The sequence below is a fragment of the Brevibacterium yomogidense genome, from assembly GCF_900163715.1.
Classification (GTDB): Bacteria; Actinomycetota; Actinomycetes; order Actinomycetales; family Brevibacteriaceae; genus Brevibacterium; species Brevibacterium yomogidense_A.
In genome coordinates, this window is sequence record NZ_FWFF01000017.1 from 96,601 (window position 1) to 121,554 (window position 24,954).

Genomic DNA, 24,954 nt, shown 5'->3' on the forward strand with positions numbered 1-24,954 from the left:
TCCAGGCGCGTCGATCCAGGCCGCAGCGCCGGAAGCGAGGAGGCACACGTGTCAGTCAACACAGACCTGCAGGGAGCCCAGTACTCCCTCGAGGCTCCGTTCGAAGTGGGACGCGAGGCGATCGCCGAGTTCGCCCGCTCCGTGGGCGCGACGAATCCCGCGCACGTCGATCCGGCCGCGGCGAAGGAGCTGGGATACGCGGACGTCATCGCCCCCACCACGTTCGCGGTCATCCCCTCGCAGCGCTGCGAGGCCCTCTTCATCTCCAGCCCGGACGCGGGCATCGACTACTCCCGCGTGGTCCACGGCCAGGAGCAGTTCACCTACACGCGTCCGATCGTCGCCGGTGACCGCCTCGCCGCGACCACGCACGTCGACGGTCTGCGCGAATCCGGCGGCAACGCGATGATCACCACGCGCACCGAGCTCACGGATGCGGACACCGGCGACGCCGTCGTCACCGTCACGTCGACCATCGTCGTCCGCGGCGAGAAGTGAGGAGACCAGACATGACGAACACCACCAGGCCCGCCCTCGCCTCGCTCGAGGCCGGCCAGACCGTCATCGACACGACGATCCCCGTGTCCCGCGCGGACCTCATCGCGTACGCGGCGGCGTCCGGCGATCACAACCACATCCACTGGAACGAGCGGTACGCCCGGGAGGTGGGCCTGCCGAACGTCATCGCGCACGGCATGCTCACCATGGGCTCCGTCGTCGCGCGGGTCACGGACTGGGCCGGCGACCCCGGGGCGGTCGTCGACGCCCGCACGCGCTTCACCTCGATGGTCGCAGTCCCCGACGCGGAGTCCGGTGTGCCCAGCACACCCACAGCCGAGCTCGCGCTCACCGCGACCGTCGGCGCGATCGATGCGGAGTCGGGCATCGTCCGCCTCGACCTCACGGTGCATGCCGCGGACGAGGCCGTCCTGGGCCGGACCCAGGTGAAGGTCCGCCTGGCGTGAGGCTCTCCGACCTCACGACGCTGCGCGTGGGCGGTCCGGTCGCGGATCTCCGCGAGGTCCGCTCGCGCGCGGACCTCGCGGACTTCGTGCGCGAGCACCCGCTCACGGCCGACGTGCCGGACGAGGGGGAGGCGCCGGTCTCGCCGGACGTCCTGTTCGTCGCCGGCGGGTCGAACCTGCTGATCGCGGACGAGGGCTTCGCCGGACCGGTGTGCCTGATCCGCACGCGGGGGATCGAATGGGGCGGACCGGACGCAGAGGGACGCATCCGCGTGACCGCTGAGGCGGGGGAGGACTGGGACGGCTTCGTCGCGGCGACCGTGGCCCGTGGGCTGTCCGGTCTCGAGGCGCTGTCCGGCATCCCCGGGTCTGTCGGCGCCACACCCGTCCAGAACGTCGGAGCGTACGGCGCGGAGGTCGCGGACAGTCTCGTCGAGGTCCGCGCGCTCGACCGGGCCACCGGCGAGGAGACGGTCCTGCTCCCCGCGGACATGGGCTTCGGCTACCGCACCTCGCTGCTGAAGCGCAGCGCGGGCGAGCTGGGTGCAGTCCGCTACGTCGTCCTGGCGGTGACGTTCGCGCTCGCCGCGGCGGACGGCGCCGAGGCCCCCACCGCACCGGTGCGCTACACGCAGCTCGCCCGGGCGCTGGGCGTGGACCTGGGCGACCGCGTGCCGATCGACGAAGTGCGGGCCGCGGTGCTCGACCTCCGGGCGTCGAAGGGCATGGTGCTGGACGCCGACGACCACGACACGTGGTCAGCGGGCAGCTTCTTCACGAATCCCATCCTGTCGCTGGTCGACGGCCCCGCCGGCCGCGTGGACGCGACGGCTGTCCTCCCCGCGGACGCTCCGGCATATCCCGTGACCGATCCCGTGACCGGCGCAGCGGACCCGGACGTCGTCAAGACATCCGCCGCGTGGCTCATCGAGCACGCCGGGTTCGGCCGCGGTTTCTCCGTGGGGGAGGGCCGCGCGTCCCTGTCGACGAAGCACACCCTCGCTCTCACGAACCGGGGTGAGGCCACCGCTGCGGATGTCGCGGCGCTCGCCCGCCGCATCCGCGCCGGAGTGGCGGAGCGGTTCGGCATCACCCTGGTCCCCGAACCGAACCTGGTCGGCTTCACCCTGTGAGACGACGGCTGCGTGGAGTGCTCACGCGGCGTCCTCGATGGGCAGGGGCGCTGCGCGGGGCGGTCGTGCTCCTGTGCTGCCTGGTCATCGTCGCCCCCTGGGCGGTGCTCGGGGCGCAGGCCGAATCGACCTTCGGACCGCACGAAGCGGTGTACTCCGTCACCGGCGACTCCGCGATCGATGCGGACCTGGGTCCCCTGGGGAGCGTCGTCGTCCCCGCAGACGGACTCATCCCCTTCGGCCTGGGCGTCCACATCGCGGTGGGGGAGATCCCCGTCGAATCAGGCGTGGGCGGCTCGACCATCGACGCGCTCGGCGGCGACGTCACCGCCTATGCGGCTCTCTTCTCCGATCCCTCCGCCCACGCGCGGACCGTCGTCGTCGCGCTCGCACAGGACAGCGCGGTCCGTGCGGCGGTCGGCGCCCTCGCGCTGTTCGCCCTCATCGTCGGAGTCCGTGCGCTGCTGGGCGCAGTGCCGGGGGCGCAGCGCAGGACCCTCCGCGTGCGGGGCCGTCGCCAGGCGCTGCAGGCGGGAGCAGCGACGACGGGCCTCGCCGTCCTCGCGGGAGCACTGGCGGTGCCGCTGGGGCCGCCCCGGGCCATCGAGTCCGACCCCGTCTTCATCGGGACGCCCCTGGCAGGGGCGGAGGTGACGGGTCGACTGTCCGGGGTGGTGGACGAAGCGGTGCAGGCGGCCACGGACATGCTGCGTGAGAACGATGAGTTCTATGCGGGCGTCCGCACGAATCTGGCCGGCGCCTGGCCGCTGCGCCCGGCCAGCACGCGCCTGGGGCCCGGGCCCATGGGCGGACTGGGCACGGCGGGGGACACGGATCTCGCCACCGTCGTCTGGACCAGCGACATCCACTGCCAGACGGGCATGTCGCGGGTCATCGGCGATGTCGTGCGCTGGTCGGACGCGGACCTCCACATCGACGGCGGGGACATCACGATGACGGGGACGGACGCGGAGAACATCTGCGTCGACTCCCTCGACCAGGCGCTGCCGAACGACGTGCCCAGTGTGTTCGTCACGGGCAACCACGACTCCCTCGACACCGCGGGGCGAGCCCGCGAACTGGGGTGGACCGTCATGGAGGGCGAACCCGTGGAGGTCGCGGGGCTCACCCTGTTCGGCGCGGGGGATCCTCGACGCACGGTCTTCCCCTCCGGCGACGTCCTGGAGACCGGCGAGACGACGGAGGAGTTCACCGCGCGGATGGCCGCCGATGCCTGCCGTGCGGACGCGGGACTCCTCCTCATCCACGACCCCCGCCACGCGGAGCCCGCACTGGCGTCCGGCTGTGCCGACTACGGCCTGCACGGGCACTGGCACCGCCGGGTGCCACCGGAGCGGTACGGGGAGGGCGTGCGCACGGTGGGCTCGACGACCGGCGGTGCCCTGGCGGATGCGCTGACGCCGGGTCCGCTCAAGATGGGCGCTGAGATGAGCATCATGCGAATCGACCGGACGACGGGCGCGCCCGTCGACGTGCAGTACGTGAGCGTCGGCATGGACGCGAGCGTGGAGTTCTCCGACTGGGTGCCGTTCCCCGGACCGGCGCCGGCGATCGTCGTCGACCCTACGGACGAGGACGCCGACGATGCACCGGTCGACGAGGGCGACGCCGCGTGATCCCCGCGCGGTTCGACGCGGATACTCGGGACCATGTATGCTCGATCCTCGGCGGTGAGTCACTCATCGCCGAAGGGGTGTGGCGCAATCGGTAGCGCAACGGTCTCCAAAACCGTAGGTTGCAGGTTCGAGTCCTGTCACCCCTGCTCAGTCAGGCCGACCCCAACGGGGCCGGTGACGGAAGCCGAGGAATGAGTGAGGTCGCGTGGCTGATACTCCCAGCGCCGTAGAGGGGAAGAAGCCCGGACTCTTCGGGCGGATCCTCCGTTTCATCCGCGAGATCATCGCGGAGCTGAAGAAGGTCGTCACGCCGACCCGCAAAGAGCTCATCAACTACACGCTGGTCGTGCTCGCGTTCGTCGTGATCATGATGCTGCTCGTCACGGGTCTCGACTTCGTCTTCGGGCAGCTCGCCGGCTGGGTCTTCGCCGGTACGACACCCATCTGATCCGGTCCGATCCGGTCGGTCGCAGGCCCCGCGGCCCAGTGCTTCACCCTGAACTCTCACTACGCATCGAATGAGGAGACACCACGTGTCGGAGACAACACCGGAAGAGCTGAACCCCGAGCTCGATGGGGCGGATGCCTCCACTGAGCCCGCGGCAGACGCCGCATCCGCCGGTGAGGTCGACGCGACCCCGACAGAGGCGGAGTCGACCGACGAGGGCTCGACCCCGGCGGAACCCGCCGCCGGCGAGTCCGCGGACGTCTCCGACGATGACTCTTCCGAGGCTGCGGGCCAGGATGAGCCCGCGGAGCTCACCGAGGACGACGCGATCGAGGACTTCAAGTCCGATCTGCGCATGCAGGACGGCGACTGGTACGTCATCCACTCCTACGCGGGCTACGAGAACCGCGTGAAGGTGAACATCGAGTCGCGCACGGTGAGCCTCAACATGGAGGAGTTCATCTTCGAGGTCCAGGTCCCGATGGAGGACGTGGTCGAGATCAAGAACGGCCAGCGCAAGCAGGTGCGCCGCGTGCGCGTCCCCGGCTACGTGCTGGTCCGGATGGAGCTCACCGACGAGAGCTGGGGCGCAGTGCGCCACACTCCCGGCGTCACCGGCTTCGTGGGCAATGCCTACGACCCGGTTCCGCTGACGGTGGACGAGGTCTTCGAGATGCTGCGTCCGATCTTCGACGAGCAGCAGGCGAAGGAGGCCGCGGAGACCGGCCGGGCGCCTGCGGGCAACCGCGGCGACGACTCCGAGTACGTCGTCGAGTTCGAGGTCGGCGAATCCGTGCTCGTCAAGGAGGGGTCCTTCGAGGGCCACCCCGCTACTATCCAGGAGATCCGTCCGGAGAACCAGAAGCTCACGGTCCTCCTGTCGATCTTCGAGCGCGACGTCCCGGTGGAGCTGGGCTTCGACCAGGTGTCGAAGATCTGAGCTTCCCGCACGGGAAGAGCCCCACGGGGCAAGAAGCTTCGCGGCGACTGCCGCGAGACCTGCGGCGATGCGCCGCACACAGAGCATGACTCGGCGTCCGGTGCGCGATTCCCCACAAGGATTCGCGTCCGGGCGTTCAGTCGTGGAATACTAGTGGAGTTTGGCCGTCCCCACATCGGAGGGGCGCGCCGGAACCCGACCCGCGCGAGCGTCGCGCGGGTGACGGAAGAGAAGAGTAAGGACCGAACATGCCTCCCAAGAAGAAGGTCGCCGGTCTGATCAAGCTGCAGATTCAGGCGGGCGCCGCTAACCCGGCACCCCCGATCGGCCCCGCGCTTGGTCAGCACGGCGTCAACATCATGGAGTTCTGCAAGGCGTACAACGCCGCGACGGAATCCCAGCGTGGCAACGTCATCCCCGTGGAGATCACCGTCTACGAGGACCGTTCGTTCACGTTCATCACGAAGACGCCGCCGGCCGCAGAGCTCATCAAGAAGGCCGCGGGCGTGAAGTCCGGCTCCGCGACGCCGCACACGGAGAAGGTGGGACACATCTCCGCCGACCAGGTGCGCGAGATCGCTGAGCTGAAGATGACCGACCTCAACGCGAATGATGCTGAGGCCGCCGCGAAGATCGTGGCCGGCACGGCACGGTCGATGGGCATCACCACCGACGCCTGAGATCTCCGGATCTCACACCACCCCAGTGGCAGGGCCCGCGCGGTCCGCACCACGACTGCTAGGAGAAGAAGAGCAGATGGCAAAGCGCTCAAAGGCCTACGTGGCCGCCGCAGAGAAGATCGCTGCGGATACACAGTACGAACCGGCACAGGCGATCGCCCTGGCCAAGGAGACCTCGGTGTCGAAGTTCGACGGCACCGTCGAAGTCGCCCTGCGCCTGAGCGTCGATCCCCGCAAGGCCGACCAGATGGTGCGCGGCACCGTCAACCTGCCCCACGGCACCGGCAAGACGGCCAAGGTCCTCGTCTTCGCCGCGGGTGACCGTGCTGAGGCAGCCCGCGCTGCAGGTGCCGACTTCGTCGGTTCCGATGACCTGCTGGAGAAGGTGGCCGACGGCTTCACCGACTTCGACGCGGCGGTCGCGACGCCGGACATGATGGGCAAGGTCGGACGTCTGGGCAAGGTCCTGGGCCCCCGTGGCCTCATGCCCAACCCGAAGACGGGCACCGTGACGATGGATGTCGCGAAGGCCGTCACGGACATCAAGGGCGGAAAGATCGAGTTCCGAGTGGACAAGCACTCGAACCTGCATTTCATCATCGGCAAGGCGTCGTTCTCGCAGGAGCAGCTGGAGGAGAACTTCAAGGCTGCAGTCGATGAGATCAACCGCATCAAGCCCTCGTCCTCGAAGGGTCGCTACATCTCGAAGGCGACCGTGTCGACGACGAACGGCCCCGGCGTCCCCGTCGATGCCGGCACGCTGCGCGTCTGATGTGATGCCGGTCCCGGTGCATCACCGGACCTGACGAAGGGCGGAAGCTCCCCTGCGGGGGCTTCCGCCCTTCGTCGTCTCCACCTTCTCTGCTGGGTGCTGGCCGCAGTCTCTTCTGCTCATTGCGGGCCGCCGTCTCTTCTGCTGGGTGCTGGCGTCAGTCCGCTGTGCCGAGCGCCAGTCGGTCGGCGATGCGCGAGATGATCGCACCGATGACGAGCGATCCTCCGACTGCGATGGCGACCGATGCCCACATCGGCAGGGGAATCCACCGGGATGTGAGCCACCCGAAGGCGAGCGAGTAGGCGGTCCAGATCGCCCCCGCCGCGGCCGTGAGCCCCAGCCACTGGCGGACGTCGACGCGTTCCCCACCGGAGATCAGCGCGATGAGGGTGCGCCCCAGCGGGATGAACCGGGCGATCACCGCGAAGAGGAGCCCCCGCTCTGCGAGCCTGGACGACAGGCGGTCGATGCGATCCTGATTCGACGGGGACCGGAGCAGGGGCCACTGGGTGAATCCGCTGCGCATCCCCAGCAGGTACATGACGTGGTCTCCCACGATGGACCCGAGCGACCCGGCCAGGAGCAGCAGTGCGAGGTCGGGTGCCCCGGAATGCGCGTTCACCGCGCCCAGAGCGACGATGAGCGCGCTGGAGGGGATGGGCGGCACGGCGGCGGACACCGCGATGAAGAACCCGAAGACCGGGTAGAGCCACGGGGAGCCGACCAGGCCGATGACGTAGTCCTGCATATCCTGCACTGCCCCAGCCTAGACTCCCCGTGCCAGGATCGGCACGCGAGCGGGGCCCGGGCGCGTGGACGGTCTTCTAGGATCATGGCATGACCACGAGTTCAGGCGGCGCCCGCGATTGGCGCGATCCCACGCTGTCGGCATCGGAGATCGCAGATCTCTTCGTGCGGGTGCACGGCGACGCGCTGCGGGAGACGGGTGCTGTGCTGTCTGTCCCGGGGGCGCAGGACCTCGTCGCCGCCGGGTTCATCGATCGCGCTGTCGCGGCGCTGGAACGGGTGGGGGAGGAGTCGGACGGGGTCCGCTGCCTGGCGGTCTTCAGCCCGCCCGTCGTGCCTGAGGACGACGAGGACCCGTACTTCTACTCGCAGACGGTGCGCGAGGCCGAGCAGGAGATCGCCGTGCGGCTCAGCGACGACATGTTCCCGCTGGTGATCTCGTTCTTCGACGTCTACGGTTCCTCACCGACCCCGTCCGTCTACGCAGTGGGCGAGTCCGGCGTGAGCGACACGCTCCCGGGGAACCGTGTGGGGCCCGGCGGCGGCTCCGGCTGGCCGGAGGACTTCGGGGACGACTTCCGCGTGAACCCTGAGCCAGCGGTCGATCTGGCGTCTCGCTGGGGTGCGGACTGGCTGGGCCGAGGGGCTCGTCCGAACCCGCAGGACTACGAGGCATCAGGCTTCGAGAACGGTGACATCACGAAGTACCTGGAGACTCACGAGCCCGGGGGTGCGGATGCGATCGTCGCCGCCAGCGTGCTGGGCTTCGGCGGCATCGGCGTGTACTGGTATCTCTCCCGCCGCACACGACTCATCGAGCAGGAGGCTCAGCGCGGCGCAGAGATGGCCCCGACGCGTGTTCCCCTGAGCATCGTCGAGCGGCTTCCGGAGCTGCTGGAGGCGCCGACCCCTGCAGTGGACCCGCAGCGCGCGACGTCATCGGCAGGACTGGACTGGGCGCTCGCGCTGCGCGACGCGGGGGACGACTGCGCGATCCTCGCGGAGCGGATCCGTGCCCGGCTGCCTGACGGCTCAGTGAAGACGCGGACCGTGACGTCGCGGATGGTCGATGACGCGGTGCCCCCGGTCGAGGCCGCGGCGCTCGTCGTCCTCCGCGCAGAGGTCGAGTCGCGCGAGCGGATGTGGGAGCGGCACCTCCAGGACGGTCTGGAACCCGACCCCGCACGCCTGCCGCGCTTCTGCGCCTTCAACCCGTTCCACGGGCAGACGACGCTCACCGCCTCCGTGCAGGGGGCCTCGGCGTCGGTCGACGTGCCCGCATGCACAGCCTGCCGCGACGCTCTGGGGCGCGATGAGGCGCCCGATGCGCTCAGGGTGCTGTCCGACGGACGGGTCCGCGGGTACACCGACGTGCACGACGACTATGCGACGAGCATGTTCGGAGCCGTGCGGCCGCTGGGCCCGATCGTGACCGGACTCCCCGACTCCCAGCCGGTCGGCAGACGGGACGGGAGGGGCGATGTCGTCCGCGGCTGTCTGTCGCTGCTCGTCATGCCGGTGCTCATCCTCCTGCTCGCCGCGATCATCGGCGCGAGCGTGTCGATACTGCTGGCCGGATGGGAGCCGGAGCGCTTCTTCACCGAGGCCGAGCTGGCCCAGCGGGCAGCGGAGGCCGGCCCCACTGTGCTGGGCTATCCGATCCTCAACGCGCTACGCGGTGCAGGGATCGGTGCCGTCGGAGCCCTGTTATTCGCCGGGTTGGCAGCCGCCATCGTCACAGCGTTCCGTTCGAGCGGGGACGGCAGCGGCACCGGGTCGGACGCGGACGGAACGGGTTCGGCCGGGAGCAGCGGATTCGACCCGAATCGACCCAGCGAACTCAAGAACCCCGCAGTCCAGCAGAACATCCTGCGTCTGCGGGACGGCACGCAGTGAGCGCGAGCGCAGGGGTCCTCGCCGAGACGATCGCTGAGCACCTCTCAGAGTCGTCCGTCTACGTCGACCCCGCGGCCGCGTCGCGGATCCCCGATGTCACGCTCGAGCAGGTGACCGCGAAGGCAGAGGCGCTGCCGTATGACACCTACGTCCTCATCGTGGGCGATGACGTCGACCGCAGCGATCTGGGCGAGCTCGTGCACGAGCGCACCGGGCAGGACGGGCTCTACCTGGTCGCATCCCCTCGCGGAACCCTCGACGCGCACATCGCGCATGACGGATCGGAAGCACTCGACGGGGTCCGCGAGGTCATAAGTGCCCACCAGGGCCCGGGAACGGGCTACGAGGGGGTGCGACTGCTCGTCGAGACGCTCGATGAGCTGGGTGCGGAGGGCGCGGTGCCGGATGCTGACACAGATGCGGACCTCGGAGCCGGAGCCGACGCAGGCGCGGACTCGCCGGGGGAGACCGGTTCCACCGGCACCTCGATCCAGGAGGAGCCCGGCGCGGGCGGGGCTCCGCTGGGAGGGCTGAGCCCGGACGTGCTGATCCTGCTGCTCCTGATCGTCGGGATCGCGGCGGCATTCATCGGGACACGACTGCTGAACGCGGGTCTGCGGAAGCGGACGCTCGCGCGACGGCAGCGCTTCTCCCGGATCCCGGCGGATCTGCTGCTGAGCGCGGCGCGCATGCAGCGGCAGAGCATCCGCCGCACGCTCGCGGAGGACACCCTCCACCTGTCGGCCGACCTGGTCGCGTTGGACACCGATGACCTCACCGAGGAGCAGGCCGGCCTCGTGCGCCACGGCATGGACGCGTACACCTACGCCGGACGGCTGGTCGATGCGGAGGATGCGACGCGGGCGGACCTCGCAGGGGTCCTGGTCCTGCTGACGATCGTCGCGGACGACCTCGCGCAGGTGCAGGGCGCGGATCCGCAGGAGCGTGACTCGCTGTGCTCCGTCGACCCCACGCATGGTCAGGCACGTGCGAGGCGGGTGCACGAGCGGGGGGATGCGCACGGTGCCGCGGGGGCTGAGTCCGAGGCTGGAATTGTGATTGGCGCTGGGGCTGGGACTGAGTCTGGGACTGGAGCGGGCGCTGTCGGGAGCGCCGGTCGAGGGTCGCCGGTGTGTGCTCGCTGCGACGATGACTTGGCCGCCGGTCGGCGGCCCCGCTGGCTCCTCGACCGGGGGAAGCCCTATTCGGAGCGGGACACGGTCTGGGCCCGCACCCGGTTCGGCACCGGAGGCGGCGACCTCGTGGAGCTCGTGAAGGACGAGCTCGCCGCGCGCCGGTAGGAGAGCAGAGTTCGCTGCGGGCCGGTAGGATGAGGGCCCCGGCGCAGACGACGCTTTGACGTCACCACCGGAAGTCTGTAGTGTTACCGATTGCCCAAGACCGTCGGTCTCTGCGGTGCCTGTCCTCATCACGGGGAGAGCGCCAGCGGACGAAGACTCTTCAGTGAGTGACCCGCGCAGGTGAGAACTTCGACAGCGAGCATGCGTGCACGCTGGAATCCGAGCGTCTCATGCCTGCGCATGGGACGCTTTTTCTGTGGGTCGGGATGCACCGACATCAACGAAAGGAATGCCATGGCGAGGCCCGACAAGGCAGCCGCGGTCGCGGAGATCAAGCAGGAGCTTGAGTCCTCGAACGCCGCATTGCTGACCGAGTACCGCGGGCTCACCGTTGCGCAGATGAAGGATCTGCGCAGGTCGCTTGGTGAGCACGCCACCTACGCCGTGGTGAAGAACACTCTCACCGCCATCGCTGCCAAAGAAGCAGGGATCGACGCCTTCGAAGGACAGCTTGCCGGACCCACGGCAATCGCGTTCGTCAAGGGCGAGCCCTCTGAGGCCGCGAAGGCGCTGCGTGACTTCGCCAAGGCGAATCCCCAGCTCGTCATCAAGGCGGGAGTCCTCGAGGGCTCCGCGCTGACCGCTGAGGACATCACCACGCTCGCCGATCTGGAATCCCGCGAGGTGCTGCTTGCGAAGGCAGCCGGTGCCATGAAGGCAGGTCTGTACCAGGCCGCCTACCTGTTCACCGCCCCGCTGGTCAAGACCGTGCGAACAGTCGACGCTCTGCGCGAGAAGAACGGCGGTGCCGAAGAGGCACCGGCCGCAGACGCCTGAGCCAGACACCCCGAACACCCCCACTGGCCGGAGCACCACTCCCGGTCGCGAATGGAAGGAACAGCCACCATGGCTAAGCTCACACCCGCAGAGCTCATCGAGGGCTTCAAGGAGCTCTCCCTCATCGAGCTGTCGGACTTCGTCAAGCAGTTCGAGGAGACCTTCGAGGTCGAGGCAGCGGCTCCGGTCGCAGCTGCTGCAGCTCCGGCAGCCGGCGGCGCCGGCGGCGGCGAGGCTGCTGAAGAGCAGACCGAATTCGACGTCGTGCTCGAAGCCGCAGGCGAGAAGAAGGTCCCGGTCATCAAGGAGGTCCGTGGACTCACGTCGCTCGGACTGAAGGAAGCCAAGGACCTCGTCGACTCCGCTCCGAAGGCTGTCCTCGAGGGCGTCGACAAGGACGCTGCCGAGAAGGCCAAGGAGACACTCGAGGCTGCAGGCGCGACCGTCACCGTCAAGTGATGTCGCCCGTGTGAGCCACCGCGCGCGGCGGCTCACACGGAGCTTCGCATCGAACGGCCCCCGACCCACTCAGTGGGACGGGGGCCGTTCTGCATCCGTCGAGGCGGTGGGACGGTGGTGCCTTGATGCGGTCCGATGGCCCGATGCGGTCCGAGGCACGACGCGTCAGAGGATCCGTGTGACGCCGACTCCGGATGATGGGTCGACGCGTGCGGTCGGTGCCGGGGCGGCATCGCCCGCGAGGGCTCCCACGACGCGGGTCGGCAGCGTCGAGGCGTCGTCGGCCTCGGCGGCGTGCAACAGGTCATCGCGCTGGGTCTCGACGAAGGCGCGACCGACCGGGCTGCCGTGGCCGGGCACGAACACGTCGACGTCGGGCAGCGCGAGGAGCGATTCGAGCGAGCGCGCCCACGCGAGCGGGGTCGCATCGAGGCCCACCTGCGGCGGCGCCCCCTCCTCGACGAGGTCGCCGCAGACGACGATCGGTCCGGCGCGGACCACGAGGTCCGTGTCCGTGTGCCCGGTCATGTGCAGGAACTCGACTCGGTGGGCCTCGATGCGGTGAGCCTCGACCCGGTGGGCAGTACCGCCTCCAGGCGCCGACTCCGCTCCGGATGCCTCATCGGCGCGTCGTGCGCCCAGGTCGAGGATCTCGCCGTCCGCGACGGCGCGGGTCGGGACGACCAGCGCGTCGGGGGAGGGGAGATCGAGGACGTGCTCGCTCGCCTCCGCGTGCTGCAGCCATGCGGACCCGGGGGAGTCGCGCACGAAGGCGGGCGACGCGAGGAATTCGGCGACCCCGGCCTCGGCGAATGTCGGGTTGCCGAAGAAGTGGTCCCAGTGGTCGTGGGTGTTCGCGACGATGAGGGGCAGATCGGTCAGGTCGCGGACCGCTGAGAGGATCCTCCCGGCCTGGTCCGGGCCGGAACCGGTGTCGACCAGCAGCGCGCGGTCGGAGCCGGTGATCAGCACGCAGGTGAGTCGGGCGGGATCGGAGACGAGGACGTGCACGGTGGCGGACATGCCCGCCATTCTCACAGATCCGTAGACTGGGCGTGTGATCCACAGCGTCTCCATGATCCGCTCGATCGATCTCCCGGCCGACGAAGCCGCACACGTGGACTTCCACGAGCGGCTCGCAGCCGTGGGGCTGGCTGCGATGAGCGATCGTCTGGGGATCCCCGAGCTCGCGACGACCGCAGAGCGCCGGCGCAGCGAATGGACGCACGACGCGACCCGTGTCTGCGAGGCGGCGATCGCACTGGATGCGACCGGGCGTGCTGTGGGCGCGTGGGTGGTCGAGGTCCCGGTCCGGGAAAACACCGACACCGCCTACGTGCAGGTCCTCGATCCGCCGCTGGTCGCAGTCGCCGAGGCGGATGCCCTGCATGCGGCCCTGCTCGCGGACGCGCTCGCGGCAGTGCGACGGCACGGTCGGCACGTGGTGTTCACGCATGAAGTCCTGACGGAGGTCGTCGGAGATCCTCTCTCACCGCTGGTCCTGGGTCAGGACGGCGATCGGACTCTCGACGAGGGCGCGCACTTCACCGTGGTCGACCATCCGCCGGCGGGGTCGACCATTCCAGTGCGGTCGCGCAGCGGAACGGTGTCGCAGTCGGACCGCAGTGTGCGACGGATGACGGCCGCGGGCTTCGCCCCCGTGCAGATCGAGAGGTTCTCCGTCCTCGCGCTCATGTCGCCCGGAGGCGGCGGTGCCGCCCCTCCGGGCTCGCGAGTGGTCAGCTGGGTGGACGGTGCGCCGAAGGAGTGGGCCGCGCAGCTTGCGGACCTCTACTCCGTCTTCGAGGCGACCGTTCCCACCGGGGGCGCGTCCTTCGAGCCGGAGACGTGGGACGTGGCCAGGCTCCGGGAAGCGGAGGCGACCGCCCGTGCCTCCGACGTCGTGCGGGTCGTCAGTGCGATCGCAGAGGGGCGACGACTCCTCGCCTTCACCCTGTTCGAGCAGACCCCCGGCAGTCCGGTCGTCTTCCAGGAGCACACGGTCGTGCGCCCGGAGGCCAGGGGGCGGGGGCTCGCAGTCGCGGTGAAGAGGGCCAACGCGGCGCACCTGCGCGCCGTCTCTCCCGATGCTGAGACCGTCTGCACGTGGAACGCCGTGGAGAATACCGCGATGATCGCGGTGAACACGGCGGCCGGATTCCGTCCGCGGGCCTTCTCCGTCCTGTGGGAGCTGCGTCTCGAGGGGTGAGGGCTCGAAGGGGTGAGGGCTCACGGCGTGAGGGTTCGAGGCGTGAGGGGACGAGGCGTGAGCGGACGGTCCGCGGATCTGGGAAACCAGTGAGCGTACCACAGGCCGTTTGCGTACAGCGCGACACGCGCGTAGACTGATTCTTTGCATTGCTCTGCCTTCGAGGTGCCTTCATATAGCGGTGGGCCCGATCGAGCTCGTATCTGCGTCTCCCTGCATCCCCATGGGTGCATCGCGACGTCCCGTACGAGCGGGCAGGCCTAGCCGGAGACATCAGGTTTCACCCGGAAGGATCCCATTGGCTGCTGCCGACGAACACACCAGGCCCGCTACCCACCCGCAGCGCATCTCCTTCGCGAAGATTCGCGAACCCCTCGAAGTGCCGGACCTCCTCAGCCTCCAGACCGACAGCTTCGACTGGCTGATCGGCAACGAGCGCTGGCAGGACCGCGTCATCGAGGCGACGGAGATCGGTGACGACTCCGTCGCCACCACCTCCGGCCTCGAAGACATCTTCGAGGAGATCTCCCCGATCGAGGACTTCGCCGGCGCGATGTCGCTCTCGTTCCGGGAGCACCGCTTCGAGCCATCCAAGTACTCCGTCGACGAGTGCAAGGAGCGGGACATGACGTACTCCGCTCCTCTGTTCGTCACCTCGGAGTTCATGAACAACAACACCGGCGAGATCAAGTCGCAGACGGTGTTCATGGGCGATTTCCCCCTCATGACGCCGCAGGGCACGTTCGTGATCAACGGCACGGAGCGCGTCGTCGTCTCCCAGCTGGTCCGTTCGCCCGGCGTGTACTTCGAGACGTCGCCCGACCGCACGTCCGACAAGGACATCTTCACCGCCAAGATCATCCCGTCGCGCGGTGCGTGGCTGGAGTTCGAGGTCGACAAGCGCGATCAGGTGGGTGTCCGCCTCGACCGCAAGCGCAAGCAGTCCGTGACTGTGCTGCTGAAGGCGCTGGGCTGGAGCGAGTCGAAGATCCTCGAGGAGTTCGGCCAGTACGAGTCGATGCGCGAGACCCTGGCGAAGGACACCGTCCAGACCCAGGACGAGGCGCTGCTCGACATCTACCGCAAGCTCCGTCCCGCGGAGCCCGCGACGACGGAAGCGGCGCGCACGCTGCTCAACAACCTCTACTTCAACCCCAAGCGGTACAACCTCGACAAGGTCGGTCGCTACAAGATCAACCGCAAGCTCGGGACCGACGCGCCGCTGACCGACTCCGTCCTCAGCACCGACGACGTCGTCGCGACGATCCGCTACATCGTCGCGCTGCACGCGGGCGACGAGCACATGTCGGGCATGCGCGACGGGCAGCCGGTGCAGCTCCGTGTCGCCGATGACGACATCGACCACTTCGGCAACCGCCGCATCCGTGCGGTCGGCGAGCTGATCGAGAACCAGGTCCGCACGGGCCTGTCCCGCATGGAGCGCGTCGTCCGCGAGCGCATGACCACGCAGGACGTCGAAGCGATCACCCCGCAGTCGCTCATCAACATCCGCCCGGTCGTCGCTGCGATCAAGGAGTTCTTCGGCACCAGCCAGCTCTCGCAGTTCATGGACCAGAACAACCCCCTCGCGGGCCTCACGCACAAGCGTCGCCTGTCCGCGCTGGGACCCGGCGGACTGTCACGCGACCGCGCGGGCATGGACGTCCGTGACGTCCACCCGTCGCACTACGGCCGCATGTGCCCGATCGAGACTCCGGAGGGCCCGAACATCGGCCTGATCGGTTCGCTCGCGTCGTACGCACGCATCAACCCGTTCGGCTTCATCGAGACCCCGTACCGCAAGGTCGTGGACGGCAACGTCTCCGACGAGACGGTGTACCTCACCGCCGATGACGAGCTCGAGTTCACGATCGCGCAGGCCAACGCCCCGCTCGATGACAGCTCGAAGTTCGTCGAGGACCTCGTCCTGGCCCGTCCGAAGGGCGGGTCCGGCGAAGCAGAGCTCATCCCGGTCGCAGAGATCGACTTCATGGACGTGTCCGCACGCCAGATGGTCTCCGTCGCGACCGCGCTGATCCCGTTCCTCGAGCACGACGATGCGAACCGCGCCCTCATGGGTGCGAACATGCAGCGCCAGGCCGTCCCGCTGGTCCGCTCCGAAGCGCCCTACGTGGGCACCGGTATGGAGTACCGTGCAGCCGTCGATGCGGGTGACGTCATCACCGCTGAGAACCCCGGCGTCGTGACCGAGGTGTCGGCCGAGTACGTCACCGTCATGAACGACGACGGCACGCAGCAGATCTACAGGGCGGAGAAGTTCCGCCGGTCGAACCACGGCACGTCCTACAACCAGCGCATCCTGGTCGACGAGGGCGATCGCGTCGAGGTCGGCAGTGTGCTGGGTGACGGCCCGTCGACGGAGAACGGCGAGATGGCGCTGGGCAAGAACCTGCTCGTCGCCTTCATGTCCTGGGAGGGCTACAACTTCGAGGACGCGATCATCCTGTCGCAGCGCATGGTGCAGGACGACGTGCTGTCCTCGATCCACATCGAGGAGCACGAAGTCGATGCCCGCGACACCAAGCTGGGCGCTGAGGAGATCACCCGCGATATCCCGAACATCGCCCCGGACGCACTCGCGGACCTGGACGAGCGCGGCATCATCCGCATCGGTGCTGAAGTCACCGATGGAGACATCCTCGTCGGCAAGGTCACGCCCAAGGGCGAGACCGAACTGACACCGGAGGAGCGCCTGCTCCGCGCGATCTTCGGTGAGAAGTCGCGCGAAGTCCGCGACACCTCGCTCAAGGTCCCGCACGGCGAGTCCGGCACCGTCATCGCCGTCAAGGTCTTCGACCGCGACGAGGATGACGAGCTGGCCCCCGGCGTCAACCAGCTGGTCCGCGTCTACGTGGCCATGCGCCGCAAGATCACGATCGGCGACAAGATGGCCGGCCGCCACGGCAACAAGGGCGTCATCTCCCGGATCCTGCCCGTCGAGGACATGCCGTTCCTGGAGGACGGCACCCCCGTGGACATCATCCTCAACCCGCACGGTGTGCCGCGCCGCATGAACATCGGCCAGGTCATGGAGATCCACATGGGCTGGATCTCCAAGCAGGGCTGGAAGCTCGAAGGCACGCCTGAGTGGGCAGAGAAGATGCACGGCTTCGTGGACGACGTGGAGCCGGGCACGAATGTCGCGACCCCCGTGTTCGACGGTGCCCACTGGGAGGAGCTGCGGGGACTGCTCGAGTCCACCAAGCCCAACCAGGACGGCGAGCGACTCGTCGACGCATCCGGCAAGGCGCGCCTCTTCGACGGCCGCTCCGGCGAGCCCTTCCCGTACCCCGTGTCGGTGGGCTACATGTACATGCTCAAGCTGCACCACCTGGTGGACGACAAGATCCACGCACGGTCGACCGGCCCGTACTCGATGATCACCCAGCAGCCGCTGGGCGGTAAGGCGCAGTTCGGCGGTCAGCGCTTCGGTGAGATGGAGGTGTGGGCGCTCGAAGCGTACGGCGCGGCCTACACGCTCCAGGAGCTCCTCACGATCAAGTCGGATGACATCCCCGGTCGCGTCAAGGTGTACGAGGCGATCGTCAAGGGTGAGAACCTGCCGGACCCGGGCATCCCGGAGTCCTTCAAGGTCCTCATCAAGGAGATGCAGTCACTCTGCCTGGACATCGAGGTGCTCTCGTCCGACGGCATGGAGGTGGAGATGCGCGACTCCGACGAGGAGGTCTTCCGCGCCGCGGAGGAACTCGGCATCAACCTGTCTCGCCCTGAGGCGAACACCGTCGAAGAAGTCTGACCCCACCGAACGAACTGGGGACGGCCCGATCGGTCGTCCCGCCAACAGAGAAGGATTCACGTGCCTGACGTCAATTTCTTTGATGAACTGCGCATCGGCCTCGCCACGGCCGACGACATCCGCCGATGGTCGCACGGTGAGGTCAAGAAGCCAGAGACCATCAACTACCGCACCCTGAAGCCTGAGAAGGACGGACTCTTCTGCGAGCGGATCTTCGGTCCCACCCGGGACTGGGAGTGCGCATGCGGGAAGTACAAGCGCGTCCGCTTCAAGGGCATCATCTGCGAGCGCTGCGGCGTCGAGGTGACGCGAGCGAAGGTCCGCCGTGAGCGGATGGGCCACATCGAGCTCGCAGCACCCGTCACCCACATCTGGTACTTCAAGGGTGTCCCGTCCCGCCTGGGCTACCTGCTCGATCTGGCCCCGAAGGATCTCGAGAAGATCATCTACTTCGCGGCCTACATGATCACTTCCGTGGACGAGGAGTCGCGCCACCGCGATCTGCCGACTCTGCAGAACCAGATCGACATCGAGAAGAAGCGCGTCGAGAACCGTCGCGATTCGGACGTCGACCGCCGTGCCAAGAAGATGGAAGAGGACCTCAAGGCCCTCGAGGCGGACGGCGCGACCGCTGCCGCGAAGCGGAAGATCGAGACGCAGGCGGAGAAGGAGATGTCCAATCTCCGGAAGTCCGCCGATCGTGAGATCGACCGGATCGAGAAGGTCTGGGACCGGTTCAAGAGCCTCAAGGTCTCCGACCTCGAGGGCGACGAATCGCTGTACCGCGACATGGTCGCACGGTTCGGCCTCTACTTCTCGGGTTCCATGGGTGCCGCTGCCATCCAGCAGCGCCTCAAGGACTTCGACCTCGAAGCCGAAGCAGACATGCTGCGCGAGCTGATCAAGACGGGCAAGGGACAGCGGAAGACCCGTGCGCTCAAGCGCCTCAAGGTGGTCAACGCGTTCCTCACGACGGACAACTCGCCCGTCGGCATGGTCCTGGACGCCGTCCCGGTCATCCCGCCGGACCTGCGTCCGATGGTGCAGCTGGACGGCGGCCGCTTCGCGACCTCCGACCTCAATGACCTGTACCGTCGCGTGATCAACCGCAACAACCGTCTGAAGCGCCTGCTCGACCTCGGTGCACCCGAGATCATCGTGAACAACGAGAAGCGGATGCTGCAGGAGTCCGTCGACTCCCTGTTCGACAACGGCCGGCGCGGTCGTCCGGTCACCGGACCGGGCAACCGTCCGTTGAAGTCGCTGTCGGACATGCTGAAGGGCAAGCAGGGCCGGTTCCGCCAGAACCTGCTGGGCAAGCGCGTCGACTACTCCGGCCGTTCGGTCATCGTCGTGGGCCCGACCCTGCAGCTGCACCAGTGCGGTCTGCCGAAGACCATGGCGCTCGAGCTGTTCAAGCCGTTCGTCATGAAGCGCCTGGTCGACCTCAACCACGCTCAGAACATCAAGTCCGCTAAGCGGATGGTCGAGCGTCAGCACGGCCAGGTCTGGGATGTGCTGGAAGAGGTCATCACGGAGCACCCGGTGCTGCTGAACCGCGCACCCACGCTGCACCGTCTGGGCATCCAGGCGTTCGAACCGCAGCTGGTCGAGGGCAAGGCCATCCAGATCCACCCGCTCGTCTGCTCCGCGTTCAACGCGGACTTCGACGGTGACCAGATGGCCGTGCACCTGCCGCTCTCCACGGAGGCCCAGGCAGAGGCACGCGTCCTGATGCTGTCCGCGAACAACATCCTGAAGCCGTCCGACGGCAAGCCCGTGACCATGCCCTCGCAGGACATGATCATCGGCATCTACCACCTCACCAGCGAACGCTCCGGCGCGGCGGGTGAGGGCCGCGAGTTCAAGGACATCGCGGAGGCCATCATGGCCTTCGACCTGGGTGAGCTCGACCTGGGTGCTCCGATCCGGGTCCGGGTCGACACCCTGGTGCCCGGCAAGGACATCCCGGCGCCTGAAGGATGGGAGCCCGGACAGCAGGTCGTCCTCTCGACCACGCTGGGCCGCGCACTGTTCAATGACGTGCTGCCGGATTCCTACGAGTACGTGAACCGCACGGTGGACAAGAAGCTGCTGTCGACGATCGTCAACCGTCTGGCCGACGAGTACCCGAAGGTCGAGGTCGCGCAGACGCTCGACAACTTCAAGTCGGACGGCTTCTACTGGGCCACCCGTTCCGGAATCACCGTGGCGATGTCCGACATCGTCGCGCCGGAGGCCAAGAAGGAGCTGCTGGACGGTGCTGAGGAGCTCGTCGATCGCGTCGAGGAGCAGTACAGCATCGGTGCGCTCACCTACGAGGAGCGCCGCGGCGAGCTCGTGAAGATCTGGACCGAGGCGACGGACAAGGTGTCCGCCTCCATGGAGCAGAACTTCCCGGAGGAGAACCCCGTGCTGCGGCTCGTGAACTCCGGAGCGTCGGGCAACTGGATGCAGGTCCGCCAGCTGGCGGGCATGCGCGGACTGGTGACGAACCCCAAGGGTGAGATCATCCCGCGCCCCATCAAGTCGAACTACCGCGAGGGCCTGTCCGTCCTCGAGTACTTCATCGCGTCGCACGGTGCACGCAAGGGCCTTGCGGACACCGCGCTGAGGACGGCCGACTCCGGTTACCTGACCCGTCGACTCGTCGACGTGTCGCAGGACGTCATCGTCCGGGCGGCGGACACCGATTCGGCGAAGGGCATCACACTGCCCATCGCCCAGCGGGGCCTCGACGGAGCGCTCGAACCGCACGAGTACGCGGAGACGAGCGTCTACGGTCGCCTCACGGTGTCGGACGTGAAGAACTCCGACGGCGAGGTCATCGTTCCGGCGAAGACCGACGTGAACGGGGACGTCATCGACCTCCTCGTGGCGAACGGCGTGGAGGATCTCAAGGTCCACTCCGTCCTCACGGCCGATTCCGACGTCCAGATCTCCGCGATGCACTACGGACGCTCGATGGCGACCGGTCAGCTCGTGGACATCGGCGAGGCGATCGGCACCGTTGCGGCGCAGTCGATCGGTGAGCCCGGCACGCAGCTGACGATGCGTACGTTCCACACCGGTGGCGTCGCCGCCGGCGGTGGCGACATCACGCAGGGCCTGCCCCGTGTGACCGAGCTCTTCGAAGCGCGGACGCCCAAGGGCTTCGCGCCGATCGCGGAGGCCGCCGGTCGTGTGAAGGTCGACGATTCGCGCAAGACGCGCTTCGTCATCGTCACCCCGGACGACGGAGGCGAGGAGATCGAGCACGCTGTCGGTCGCCGCAGCCGCCTGCTGGTGGAGGACGGTCAGCGCGTCGACGCGGGCGCACAGCTCGTCGAGGGCGCGATCGATCCCAAGCAGGTCCTGCGCATCCGCGGTCGTCGCGAGGCGGAGAGGTTCCTCGTCGACGAGGTGCAGAAGGTGTACCGCTCCCAGGGCGTGGGCATCCACGACAAGCACATCGAGGTCATCGTCCGGCAGATGCTCCGTCGCGTGACGGTCATCGAGTCCGGTGACACGAAGCTGCTGCCCGGTGAGCTGGTGGACCGTGGTCGCTACCAGGAGGCGAACAAGGCCGTCGTGGCAGAGGGCGGTCAGCCGGCCTCTGCGCGCGACGAGCTGATGGGCATCACGAAGGCGTCGCTCGCGACCGAATCGTGGCTGTCCGCAGCCTCCTTCCAGGAGACGACGCGCGTCCTGACCGAGGCGGCACTGGAAGGTCGCTCCGACCCGCTGCTGGGTCTCAAGGAGAACGTCATCCTCGGTAAGCTCATCCCGGCCGGCACGGGTATGCACAAGTACCGGGACATGATCGTCGAGCCGACGGAAGAGGCGAAGCAGGAGCTGTTCACCAACTCCTACAGCGACTTCTACCCGCCGCTCGGCAGCGACTCCGGTGCAGCGATCCCGCTCGAGGACTACGACTTCGGCTCCTTCGCCTGAGTCGTTCCTCCGCGATTGAGAGGGCCCGCACACGCTACGGCGTGTGCGGGCCCTCCGCCATTCAGCTCTGACGGACCGCGTGTTGATGAAGGTCAGTTGGATGTTCGTGAAGCTGACCTTCACCGCGGTCCGGAGACCGGATGCCTATCCCAGGAGGATCTGCATCTCATCCCACCGGCTCCGGGGGACCCTCTTGAGCCTGTCGACCGCGTCGGCCATGCGGACGCGGACGATCTCCGTCGAATCGAGCGACGCCATCTGACCCCACGCCCGCTCGACGGCCATGTCTGCGGCGGCCATGCCCAGTCGGGTGGAGAGGACGCGGTCGTACGCGGTGGGGGAGCCGCCCCGCTGCAGGTGCCCCAGGACCGTCGAGCGGGTCTCGATGCCCGTCGCCTCCTCGATGAGAGGGGCGAGCTCTTCGGCGATCCCGCCCAGTCGCGGCCGTCCGTCGCGCGCGTCTCCCTTGGCGGCGACGGCCTCTCCCCGGTCCTCCGGGACGAAGCCCTCGGCCACGACGACGATCGGGGCGCGACCGCGGTCCTGCGCGGAGCGCACCCACCGGTAGATCCGGTCGTACGGCACGGGGAACTCCGGGATGAGGACTGCGTGAGCACCGGCGGCCATGCCGGCGTGCAGTGCGATCCACCCGACATGGCGTCCCATCACCTCGACGACCATGCAGCGGTGGTGGGATTCGGCAGTGGTGCGCAGGCGGTCGATGGATTCGGTCGCGATCGCCGATGCCGTATCGAACCCGAAAGTGTAATCGGTGCCGTCGAGGTCGTTGTCGATCGTCTTCGGCACACCGACCACGGGCAGTCCCTCGTCGTCCGCCAGGCGTGCGGCGCCTGCGAGCGTGCCCTCACCGCCGATCGCGATGACCGCGTCGATTCCGCGAGCGGCCAGCACCTCGCGCATCCGGTCCGGTCCGCCGCCGGAGTACGGGTGCGTCCGCGACGTGCCGAGGATCGTGCCGCCGCGACCGGACAGGCCGCGGACGTCATAGGTGGTGAGCGGTGAGATGTCGTCCTCGAGCAGTCCCCGCCAGCCGTCGCGGATGCCTGCGAACTCGACCCGGTGGGCGCGGGCGCCCTTCCGCACTGCTCCGCGGATGACAGCGTTGAGTCCCGGTCCGTCTCCGCCTGATGTCATGATCCCGATGCGCATGCCGTCAGGGTATCGGCCGGACGCCGACCGCGGACCGGGGCGCTCAGCCCTCGAGGCTCCGGCGCGGCGTCCAGTTGGGGTCGAGCTTCACGTCGTGGCCCGCCATGAGGCTGAAGCCGGTGAGGATGACCGTGCCGTTCGACCCGTCGCCCCGTGCGTTCTTCGCGATCGTGTTGCCGGCCATCAGGTTGGCTGTCCGGTCGATCACCTTGACTCCGGCGGGGACGTAGACGTCATTGCCCGCCCACATGGCGTAGCACTCGAGGGTCACTTCGACCCCCGGCCCCATCACGTCGCCCAGGTAGATCTCGTCGCCGCCCATGAGTGCATAGCTGCGGACGAGGTCCGTCCCCGGCTCCACGACGTGCTCCCTGCCGCTCAGGACGGCGACGGTCGTCTCCGGCGGGCCGCTCCCAGCGGTGACGGGCACGATGTCGCCGCCCGAGGTGTGCGCGAGGGTGCCGGGGGAGGGGCGCGGGTGCTCCGCGCGGCCGGTGTGCGATGAGAAGCGGGCGGCGAGCTCACGGCCTTCGGGCAGGTCGTCGATGAGGTCGGGGAGCTCGTCGACGTAGCGGGCGCGGAGCGTATCGCGCTGTCGCTCGTCGACCTCGGAGGGGTCGAGGCGGCCGGCGCCGTGCGCACGCGCGAGCACGTCGAGGACTGCGTCGCGCTCCTCGTCGCCGGCGCGCAGGCGAGGCGTCCGCGGCGCGGGGTCGTCGCCGTCGTGCCGATCGGGCTCGGAGGAGTGCGGAGGCGTCATGCGTCCTAGAGTACCGAGTGAGCTCCACCGCCCACTCGCGCATGTGATCCTGCTTCCTTCTCCGCCTCGACTTTGACCGCTGGCGATCGTCCGCGATAATCTGGTACGTGGCTGTCTTGAGGACAGTCACGCCCGCGCGCTGTGCGAGCCTGCCACGACCCACCTGCAGGGACGTGGACACCAGGACGCGCCGCTCACGGCAGTGCAGTCCGCTGAGAAGCGGGATCGCACTGGTCCGCCGGTCCGACACACCCGACTGCGGGTGCACAGGACCCGTGCGGATACTGGGATCAGGCAGGCAGCTTCACCTGGTCGCCAGTCGGACACGCTCGGGTTGACGCAGGCCTTCATCCGTGGAGGACCCGGGATTAGGAACATCGAGAAGCATCGGAGAACAACTCAGTGCCCACTATTCAGCAGCTCGTCCGCAAGGGGCGACAGGACAAGGCCGTGAAGAACGCCACGCCTGGCCTCAAAGGCGGTCCGCAGCGGCGCGGCGTGTGCACCCGCGTGTACACGACCACTCCCAAGAAGCCGAACTCCGCACTCCGCAAGGTTGCGCGTGTGAAGCTCTCGAGCCAGATCGAGATCTCCGCGTACATCCCCGGTGAGGGCCACAACCTGCAGGAGCACTCGATCGTGCTCGTCCGCGGTGGCCGTGTGAAGGACCTCCCGGGTGTTCGCTACAAGATCGTCCGCGGCGCTCTCGACACACAGGGAGTCAAGGGTCGCCAGCAGGCCCGCAGCCGCTACGGAGCCAAGAGGGAGAAGAAGTAATGCCGCGCAAGGGCCCCGCACCCAAGCGACCGGTCGTCATCGATCCGGTCTTCAGCTCACCCGTCGTCACCCAGCTCATCAACAAGGTGCTGCTCGACGGAAAGCGCTCCACTGCTGAGCGCATCGTCTACGGAGCCCTCGAGGGCACCCGTGACAAGCTCAACGGACAGGATCCGGTGACGACGCTCAAGAAGGCGCTCGACAACATCCGTCCCTCACTCGAAGTCCGTTCCCGCCGCGTCGGCGGTGCGACCTACCAGGTCCCCGTCGAGGTCCGCGCGAGCCGCTCGACGACGCTGGCGCTGCGCTGGCTCGTCGGCTACTCCCGCCAGCGCCGCGAGAAGAGCATGACCGACCGCCTCCAGAACGAGATCATGGACGCGGCCAACGGTCTGGGCGCCGCTGTGAAGCGCCGCGAGGACACGCACAAGATGGCGGAGTCCAACAAGGCGTTCGCCCACTACCGCTGGTAACAGAGGCGACGATCCCCAGTCCGGGCCCACCGGCCC

21 protein-coding genes and 1 tRNA gene are annotated in these 24,954 nt (G+C 68.3%); 18 read left to right on the top strand and 4 right to left on the bottom strand.

The genetic code is table 11. From position 1 onward, the window contains the following. Positions 1-48 precede the first annotated feature (48 nt). From FM105_RS09370 to rplA, 9 genes are all read left to right on the top strand, one after another. Entirely contained in the window at positions 49-498 is a 450-nt protein-coding gene (locus FM105_RS09370; RefSeq protein ID WP_087007586.1) for an FAS1-like dehydratase domain-containing protein, read from the top strand. Positions 499-509: 11 nt separating this feature from the next. Next, positions 510-965, top strand: a complete 456-nt coding sequence (locus FM105_RS09375) for a MaoC/PaaZ C-terminal domain-containing protein (RefSeq protein WP_087007588.1) — start codon at positions 510-512, stop codon at positions 963-965. Further along, entirely contained in the window at positions 962-2,098 is a 1,137-nt protein-coding gene (locus tag FM105_RS09380) for a UDP-N-acetylmuramate dehydrogenase (RefSeq protein ID WP_087007590.1), read from the top strand. Before FM105_RS09375 ends, FM105_RS09380 begins: the two co-directional genes overlap by 4 nt. After that, on the top strand, positions 2,095-3,735 hold the full coding sequence (locus FM105_RS09385; RefSeq protein ID WP_256970324.1) for a metallophosphoesterase family protein: 1,641 nt from the start codon (positions 2,095-2,097) through the stop codon (positions 3,733-3,735). Before FM105_RS09380 ends, FM105_RS09385 begins: the two co-directional genes overlap by 4 nt. Positions 3,736-3,808: 73 nt before the next feature. Beyond that, a tRNA-Trp gene (locus FM105_RS09390) sits at positions 3,809-3,881 on the top strand. 59 nt (positions 3,882-3,940) lie between these two features. Beyond that, positions 3,941-4,183 carry a preprotein translocase subunit SecE gene (secE, locus tag FM105_RS09395; RefSeq protein WP_087007591.1) on the top strand — a complete coding sequence of 81 codons (243 nt, stop codon included), beginning with the start codon at positions 3,941-3,943 and terminating at the stop codon, positions 4,181-4,183. Between the two features lie 85 nt (positions 4,184-4,268). Continuing rightward, a complete protein-coding gene (nusG, locus tag FM105_RS09400; protein WP_256970325.1) occupies positions 4,269-5,123 on the top strand; it encodes a transcription termination/antitermination protein NusG in 855 nt (284 codons plus the stop codon). Positions 5,124-5,371: 248 nt separating this feature from the next. Continuing rightward, on the top strand, positions 5,372-5,803 hold the full coding sequence (gene rplK, locus FM105_RS09405) for a 50S ribosomal protein L11 (protein ID WP_087007595.1): 432 nt from the start codon (positions 5,372-5,374) through the stop codon (positions 5,801-5,803). Between the two features lie 76 nt (positions 5,804-5,879). After that, positions 5,880-6,575, top strand: a complete 696-nt coding sequence (gene rplA / locus FM105_RS09410; protein ID WP_087007597.1) for a 50S ribosomal protein L1 — start codon at positions 5,880-5,882, stop codon at positions 6,573-6,575. 157 nt (positions 6,576-6,732) lie between these two features. Here the strand turns inward: rplA and FM105_RS09415 are convergent, their stop codons facing one another. Next, positions 6,733-7,326, bottom strand: coding sequence for a DedA family protein (locus FM105_RS09415; protein ID WP_087007599.1), 594 nt, complete (start codon positions 7,324-7,326; stop codon positions 6,733-6,735). Positions 7,327-7,415: 89 nt separating this feature from the next. Here FM105_RS09415 and FM105_RS09420 point away from each other — a divergent pair, with 89 nt between their 5' ends. From FM105_RS09420 to rplL, 4 genes are all read left to right on the top strand, one after another. Further along, positions 7,416-9,221: a hypothetical protein gene (locus FM105_RS09420; protein ID WP_087007601.1), complete on the top strand. Its 1,806-nt coding sequence runs from the start codon at positions 7,416-7,418 to the stop codon at positions 9,219-9,221. Then, positions 9,218-10,522 (top strand): hypothetical protein, encoded by a 1,305-nt coding sequence (locus tag FM105_RS09425; protein WP_087007603.1) that lies wholly within the window; start codon positions 9,218-9,220, stop codon positions 10,520-10,522. Before FM105_RS09420 ends, FM105_RS09425 begins: the two co-directional genes overlap by 4 nt. A 294-nt stretch (positions 10,523-10,816) precedes the next feature. Further along, positions 10,817-11,359, top strand: coding sequence for a 50S ribosomal protein L10 (rplJ, locus tag FM105_RS09430; RefSeq protein ID WP_087007605.1), 543 nt, complete (start codon positions 10,817-10,819; stop codon positions 11,357-11,359). 69 nt (positions 11,360-11,428) lie between these two features. After that, positions 11,429-11,818, top strand: coding sequence for a 50S ribosomal protein L7/L12 (rplL, locus tag FM105_RS09435; RefSeq protein WP_087007606.1), 390 nt, complete (start codon positions 11,429-11,431; stop codon positions 11,816-11,818). A 165-nt stretch (positions 11,819-11,983) separates the two neighbouring features. Here rplL and FM105_RS09440 read toward each other — a convergent pair whose 3' ends face one another. Continuing rightward, entirely contained in the window at positions 11,984-12,841 is an 858-nt protein-coding gene (locus FM105_RS09440; RefSeq protein ID WP_179207137.1) for an MBL fold metallo-hydrolase, read from the bottom strand. Between the two features lie 34 nt (positions 12,842-12,875). Between FM105_RS09440 and FM105_RS09445 the strand changes: the two genes are divergently transcribed. From FM105_RS09445 to FM105_RS09455, 3 genes are all read left to right on the top strand, one after another. Further along, complete coding sequence (locus FM105_RS09445; protein WP_143275861.1) at positions 12,876-14,027, top strand: GNAT family N-acetyltransferase; 1,152 nt, start codon at positions 12,876-12,878, stop codon at positions 14,025-14,027. Between the two features lie 292 nt (positions 14,028-14,319). After that, the gene (gene rpoB, locus FM105_RS09450) at positions 14,320-17,805 is read left to right on the top strand and encodes a DNA-directed RNA polymerase subunit beta (RefSeq protein ID WP_373404779.1); all 3,486 of its coding nucleotides are present in this window, start codon (positions 14,320-14,322) and stop codon (positions 17,803-17,805) included. A 60-nt stretch (positions 17,806-17,865) separates the two neighbouring features. Further along, entirely contained in the window at positions 17,866-21,738 is a 3,873-nt protein-coding gene (locus FM105_RS09455; RefSeq protein WP_087007614.1) for a DNA-directed RNA polymerase subunit beta', read from the top strand. Between the two features lie 144 nt (positions 21,739-21,882). Here the strand turns inward: FM105_RS09455 and FM105_RS09460 are convergent, their stop codons facing one another. Both FM105_RS09460 and FM105_RS09465 read right to left on the bottom strand, forming a co-directional pair. Next, positions 21,883-22,908 carry a 6-phosphofructokinase gene (locus tag FM105_RS09460; RefSeq protein ID WP_087007617.1) on the bottom strand — a complete coding sequence of 342 codons (1,026 nt, stop codon included), beginning with the start codon at positions 22,906-22,908 and terminating at the stop codon, positions 21,883-21,885. A 43-nt stretch (positions 22,909-22,951) separates the two neighbouring features. Further along, positions 22,952-23,668 (bottom strand): DUF1707 SHOCT-like domain-containing protein, encoded by a 717-nt coding sequence (locus FM105_RS09465; protein WP_087007618.1) that lies wholly within the window; start codon positions 23,666-23,668, stop codon positions 22,952-22,954. 402 nt (positions 23,669-24,070) lie between these two features. Between FM105_RS09465 and rpsL the strand changes: the two genes are divergently transcribed. Together rpsL and rpsG are read left to right on the top strand one after the other, a co-directional pair. Then, positions 24,071-24,445 carry a 30S ribosomal protein S12 gene (gene rpsL / locus FM105_RS09470; RefSeq protein ID WP_087007620.1) on the top strand — a complete coding sequence of 125 codons (375 nt, stop codon included), beginning with the start codon at positions 24,071-24,073 and terminating at the stop codon, positions 24,443-24,445. Continuing rightward, positions 24,445-24,918 carry a 30S ribosomal protein S7 gene (gene rpsG / locus FM105_RS09475; protein ID WP_087007622.1) on the top strand — a complete coding sequence of 158 codons (474 nt, stop codon included), beginning with the start codon at positions 24,445-24,447 and terminating at the stop codon, positions 24,916-24,918. Before rpsL ends, rpsG begins: the two co-directional genes overlap by 1 nt. Positions 24,919-24,954: the final 36 nt, after the last annotated feature.

Coding starts and splice junctions, on each gene's coding strand:
- rplA (WP_087007597.1), top strand. CDS start 5,880: ATGGCAAAGCGCTCAAAGGCCTACGTGGCCGCCGCAGAGAAGATCGCT.
- FM105_RS09415 (WP_087007599.1), bottom strand. CDS start 7,326: ATGCAGGACTACGTCATCGGCCTGGTCGGCTCCCCGTGGCTCTACCCG.
- FM105_RS09420 (WP_087007601.1), top strand. CDS start 7,416: ATGACCACGAGTTCAGGCGGCGCCCGCGATTGGCGCGATCCCACGCTG.
- FM105_RS09440 (WP_179207137.1), bottom strand. CDS start 12,841: ATGTCCGCCACCGTGCACGTCCTCGTCTCCGATCCCGCCCGACTCACC.
- FM105_RS09460 (WP_087007617.1), bottom strand. CDS start 22,908: ATGCGCATCGGGATCATGACATCAGGCGGAGACGGACCGGGACTCAAC.
- rplJ (WP_087007605.1), top strand. CDS start 10,817: ATGGCGAGGCCCGACAAGGCAGCCGCGGTCGCGGAGATCAAGCAGGAG.
- FM105_RS09375 (WP_087007588.1), top strand. CDS start 510: ATGACGAACACCACCAGGCCCGCCCTCGCCTCGCTCGAGGCCGGCCAG.
- FM105_RS09465 (WP_087007618.1), bottom strand. CDS start 23,668: ATGACGCCTCCGCACTCCTCCGAGCCCGATCGGCACGACGGCGACGAC.
- rplK (WP_087007595.1), top strand. CDS start 5,372: ATGCCTCCCAAGAAGAAGGTCGCCGGTCTGATCAAGCTGCAGATTCAG.
- rplL (WP_087007606.1), top strand. CDS start 11,429: ATGGCTAAGCTCACACCCGCAGAGCTCATCGAGGGCTTCAAGGAGCTC.
- rpsG (WP_087007622.1), top strand. CDS start 24,445: ATGCCGCGCAAGGGCCCCGCACCCAAGCGACCGGTCGTCATCGATCCG.